Below are 5,001 nucleotides of genomic sequence, written 5' to 3'. Positions count from 1 at the left end.
TCGCTGGCCGACGAGTGGGCGCTCCTCGCGCGCCTCGCGGCCGACGCGCTCTTCATGGGCGCGGTCGTCTGGCTGATCTACATCGCGCTCGAGCCGCTGGTGCGCCGCCGCTGGCCGGAACGGATCGTCGCCTGGACGCGCCTTCTCGCCGGCCAGTTGAGCGATCCGCTCGTCGGGCGGCACATCCTCGCCGGGCTCGTCCTCGGCCTCGGCATGGCGGCGCTCCAAGTCGCGCCGCTCGTCGTCCCGGCGTGGCTCGGCCGGCCGTCGCCGATGCCCGACGTCCGCGATCTCGACTCGCTCCGGCCGCTGCACGCGGTCGCCGCCGTTCTCGGCGGCGCGACCGACGCGACCGAAACGGCGCTGATGCTGTTCTTCGCGCTGTTCCTGATCAAGCTCCTCGTCCGCCGCGACGGCGCGGCGATCGTCGCCTTCTTCGTCGTCGGCACGAGCCTCTTCGCCCTGCAGCTCTGGGAGTACGCCGGCCCGTTCGCGCTGCTCGGCGGGGCGGCGATGGCGCTGCTCCTCGGCCGGGCGCTGCTGCACTACGGCATGGTCTCGTTGGCCGCCGCGTTCTTCGCCTACCGCCTCGCCGCGGCGCTGCCGGTGGCGCCGCCCGACCGCGGGATGTTCGCCTTCCCCGCCCTCCTCGCCGCGCTGACCTTGGCGGGCCTCGCCGCCTGGGCCGCGCGCGCCGCGCTCGGCGGCCGCTCGCTGTTCGAGGTCTCCGCCTCGGGCGACTGACCGGCGCGCGGCCGAAGTCCTCCTCGCCGCCGCTCCGACGATCGTACTTTCGTGGGACCACGGTTCCGCGGACGCCGATCCGCCGAGGAGCGCGCGATGGCCGGCCTTCACTCCGCCCCGCTTCGCCCGACCGACTTCATGGACTTCGACTCGCTCCTCTTCGACGAGGAGCGCCAGGCGCGGCGCGCGGCGCGGGACTTCGTAGACGCCGAAGTGCTGCCGATCATCGAGGAGCACGCGCAGGCGCAGCGGTTCCCGCTCCACCTCGTGCGCATGATGGGCGAGCTGGGCTTCCTCGGCCCGACGCTGCCGGAGCGGTTCGGCGGCGCCGAGCTGTCGAGCGTCGGCTACGGCCTGCTGATGTACGAACTCGAGCGCGGCGACAGCGGCGTCCGCTCGTTCGCCTCGGTGCAGGGCTCGCTCGTCATGCACCCGATCCACGAGTTCGGCACGGACGCGCAGAAGGAGCGCTGGCTGCCGCGGCTCGCGCGGGGCGAGGCGATCGGCTGCTTCGGCCTGACGGAGCCGGACTTCGGCAGCGACCCGGCGGGGATCCGCACGCGCGCCGAGCCGCTGCCCGGCCGACGGTGGCGGCTCGACGGGGCGAAGATGTGGATCACCAACGGCTCGCTCGCCGACGTCGCCGTCGTCTGGGCCAAGGCGCCCGACGGCATCCGCGGCTTCCTCGTCGAGAAGGGAACGCCCGGCTTCTCCGCGCCGGCGATGCACGGCAAGTGGAGCCTCCGCGCGTCGAACACCGCGGAGCTCGCGCTGCAGGACGTCGTCGTGGACGAGGAGCCGAGCCTGCTGCCCGGCGCCGCGGGGCTGCGCGCGGCGCTCTCGTGCCTCGACGAGGCGCGCTTCGGCATCGCGTGGGGCGTCCTCGGCGCGGCCGAGGCCTGCCTGCGGTGCGCGCTGGAGTACGCGAAGACGCGCGTGCAGTTCGGCCGCCCGATCGCCGGCTTCCAGCTGCAGCAGGAGAAGCTGGTCTTCATGACGGCGGAGTTGGCCAAGGCGCAGTTGCTCGCGCTGCGCCTCGGGCGGCTGAAGGAAGAGCGCCGCGCGGCGCCGGAGCAGATCTCGCTGGCGAAGATGAACAACGTGCAGGCCGCGCTGGAGATCGCGCGCAAGGCGCGGACGATCCTCGGCGCGAACGGGATCGTCGGCGAGTATCCCGTGATGCGGCACATGACGAACCTCGAAAGCGTCTACACCTACGAAGGGACGCACGACATCCACACGCTCATCGTGGGGCGCGCGCTGACGGGGCTCGCCGCGTTCACGTAGCGCGCGCTGACGGAGCTCGCCGCGTTCACGCAGCCGACGACGACGGGCCTCGCCGCGTTCACGGAGCGCGCGGCGGGCCGCATCCGCTTCGCGCGACGACGCGGGCGCCGCGCACGGCGTTCCGCCCCGCGCTCCCCGCGCGGCGGCGATAGTCGTTCGGCTTCTCCGCCGCATGAGGGAATCCCCTCTTGCGCCGTATCCCTTTCGTTGTATCAGTGGGCGTTCCCGCGCAACGCAGGGGGCGTCCGCCGTCCGGTCGTCCTGCCGCCTCCCCGGCGATCCACCCTGTCTCGGGCATCCAGCACGCTCCGGTCGAAGCCGGAAGGGGAGGAGACTGCCATGACGATGAAGCGCCGCGCCGTCCGCGCAATGTGTCTCTGTCTCGCGCTGCCGTTGTTCCTCTTCGCGCCGTTCCTCGCCGTCGAGGCGCTCGCGGGCGTCCGGGTCGTGCGCGTCCCGGCGCCGAGCGGCGTCGACGACACCGCCGCGATCCAGGCCGCTCTCGACGCCTGCGTCGCCGCCGGTCCGGGGTGCGTCGTCCAGTTCGGGCCGGGCATCTACAAGACGCGGCAGGTCTTCGCGATCGGCTTTCACGGCGCGATTCAGGGACGCGGAGCGAAGCTCACGACCATCGAGGCGCTGCCCGGCCTGACCGTGACCCAGGCCGAGCGGTTCTGGGACAATCCGCCCAGCGCCGCCGAACCGTATCCCGCGCTGATTTCGTTCTGGAACAGCGACGTCGCCGCCGCCGACATGACGCTGCGCGTCACCGCGTTCCAACCGACGACGGGGTGGTGGTACGGCGAGTTCGTCACGTGGCTCGAGGCGCTGATCGCCCTCGAAGGGCCGCAGTCCGGCAGTTCGGCGTTCGACCGGATCGTCTTCCAAGGGGGCCCGGGCGAGAACGCCGGCATGAACCTGAACAACGGCCCCATGGTCGGGGACTCCGTCGTCGCGACGAATCACCGCATCCGCAACTGCCGCTTCGCCGCCGCCGCCAACGGCTACGAGTTCGCCACGCTGTCGAACGCCCGCGTCGTCGTCGGCGGCGCGCCGTGGTTCGCCAACACGTTCGAGCAGGGATCGGCGGGGGGCCTGCTGATCGACCTCTACGACTCTACGGCCGAGGTGTCGTTCAACCGAATCGTCAACCCCGCGACGCCGGGCTACGCGGCGATCAACGTCTACACGATGACTCCGATTTCCGGGAAGCAGGCGCTCGTCTTCCTCCACGACAACATGATCGACGCCGCGGGCGACTGGATCGACGGAATCGATCTCGTGGACTACGGCAGCCTCGACGGGCTCAAGACGCTGCAGGCGATGGTCTGGAACAACGTCCTCCGCCACCAGGGCGGCGAGGGGACGAGCGGCGTGCTCGCGTTCGGCATGGACGGCGCCGTGATTTCGGGGAATCGGATCTCCGGCGCGCCGACCGACGGGATCAACGTCCTGCGGTCGGTCTCGAACCTGATCCTCGCCAACGACCTGCGCGGCCTGCAGGCGACGCACGCCGCGATCTGGCTCCAGCCGACGAGCAGCCGCTGCACCGTGTTCGGCGACCCTTCGACGCTGGTCCTCGACCAAGGGACCGACGACACCCTCATCGGCGTGACGCCGACGACGCTGACCGCGTCCGCCTCCAAGGCCGCTCCCCGCACGCTTCAGGAGAAGCTCGACCGCCTCGGGAAACGCGTCCGCCGCTAGACGCGCTCCGACGAGGAACCGCCCCCCGCCGCGCCGCCGAACCCGACGCGGCGGGGCGCCTCTCCGGCCCGAGCGGCCGCGGCGAGCGCCGTCAGGAACTCCTCGACCTCGCGCGGCGAGCGGAGCCGCCGCGCGGCGCGCGAGGGGCGCTCCGCTTCGCCGACCCGCACCGCCAGGCCGCGCCCCTCGACCGCGGCGAAGAGGTCCTCGTCGGTCCGGTCGTCGCCCAACGTCACGAGGCTCTCGTCGCTCGTCTCCGCCGCCCAGCGCGCCGCGAAGCGCCGCGCCACGAGGCCCTTGTCGAACCCCGCCGCGCGTAGTTCGAGCACGCAGGCGCCGGGACAGAGGGCGATTCCGCGAAGGTCCCGCCCGGCGACCCACGCGTCGCGCGCCTCCGCCCACGCGGCGCGGGCGTCCCCGGCGACGAGCCGATCGTGGATCGCCAGCCCCGCCGGCTTCCGCTCGATCCACGCGCCGGCGAAGCGGGCGACGAGCGGACGCGCCGCCGCGGCGAGATCGTCGAGACGCGCGGCGAGCGCCGCGGCGTCGGGAACGAGGAGGCGCCCCCGCTCGTCCTCGGCGCCGTGCGACCCGAAGACGAGGACGCCGGGGAGCGGCACGAGCGCCCGCGCTTCGGCCCACGCGCGGCCGCTGGCGATCGCGACCGTCCACCCGGCCGCGGCGAGGGCTTCGAGCGCCGCCAGCGTGCCGCTCGGGACGCGCGCCGCGGAGGGGGTCGGCGCGAAAGGCGCGAGCGTCCCGTCGAGATCGGAGAGGATCGTGCGCGCGGCGCCCCGCGCCGCCGAGGCGAACGCGGCGCGGCGCGCGAGGGCGCGCGGATCGTCCCAGCCGAGCGCGCTCACGTACCGCGCGCCTCCGTCGAGAGACCCAAGCCGGCGCGGCCGCGCGCTTCGAACCTCACGGACACTCCTTCGCGGCGCGACGCCCGCGCCGCGGCCGCCCCGAAAATTACGCCGTTCACGAATCGCCGGTGCGGCGGGCGCGCCGATCATCTCGTCGAAACAACGGCGCCTCCACCGCGCCTGCCGCCCGATTCGATCACCGCGCCCCCTTGCCTCAACCGATGCCGGTACGGGCGGCTGGCGCGCCGATCACCTCGTCGGAACAACGGCGCCTCCAGCGCGCCTGCCGCCCGATCCGATCACCGCGCCCCCTTGCCTCAACCGATGCCGGTACGGGCGGCCGGCGCGCCGATCATCTCGTCGAAACAGCAACGCCTCCACCGCGCCTGCCGCCCGATTC

4 protein-coding genes are annotated in these 5,001 nt (G+C 73.3%); 3 read left to right on the top strand and 1 reads right to left on the bottom strand.

What is annotated here, in order from left to right:
* The 3 genes from LLG88_05410 to LLG88_05400 form a co-directional block, all read left to right on the top strand.
* Window positions 1–744 (top strand): hypothetical protein (locus LLG88_05410; GenBank protein MCE5246346.1); only part of this gene is annotated, 744 nt, incomplete at its 5' end.
* A gap of 96 nt (window positions 745–840) precedes the next feature.
* A complete protein-coding gene (locus LLG88_05405; protein ID MCE5246345.1) occupies window positions 841–2,031 on the top strand; it encodes an acyl-CoA dehydrogenase family protein in 1,191 nt (396 codons plus the stop codon).
* A gap of 339 nt (window positions 2,032–2,370) precedes the next feature.
* The gene (locus LLG88_05400) at window positions 2,371–3,738 is read left to right on the top strand and encodes a hypothetical protein (protein ID MCE5246344.1); all 1,368 of its coding nucleotides are present in this window, start codon (window positions 2,371–2,373) and stop codon (window positions 3,736–3,738) included.
* Here LLG88_05400 and otsB read toward each other — a convergent pair.
* The gene (gene otsB, locus LLG88_05395; GenBank protein MCE5246343.1) at window positions 3,735–4,601 is read right to left on the bottom strand and encodes a trehalose-phosphatase; all 867 of its coding nucleotides are present in this window, start codon (window positions 4,599–4,601) and stop codon (window positions 3,735–3,737) included. The two genes, LLG88_05400 and otsB, sit on opposite strands and share 4 nt — an antisense overlap.
* Window positions 4,602–5,001 lie beyond the last annotated feature (400 nt).

This window comes from bacterium (assembly GCA_021372775.1).
Lineage (GTDB): Bacteria > Acidobacteriota > Polarisedimenticolia > J045 > J045 > JAJFTU01.
This window is presented reverse-complemented; position numbering and strand designations above follow the sequence as displayed.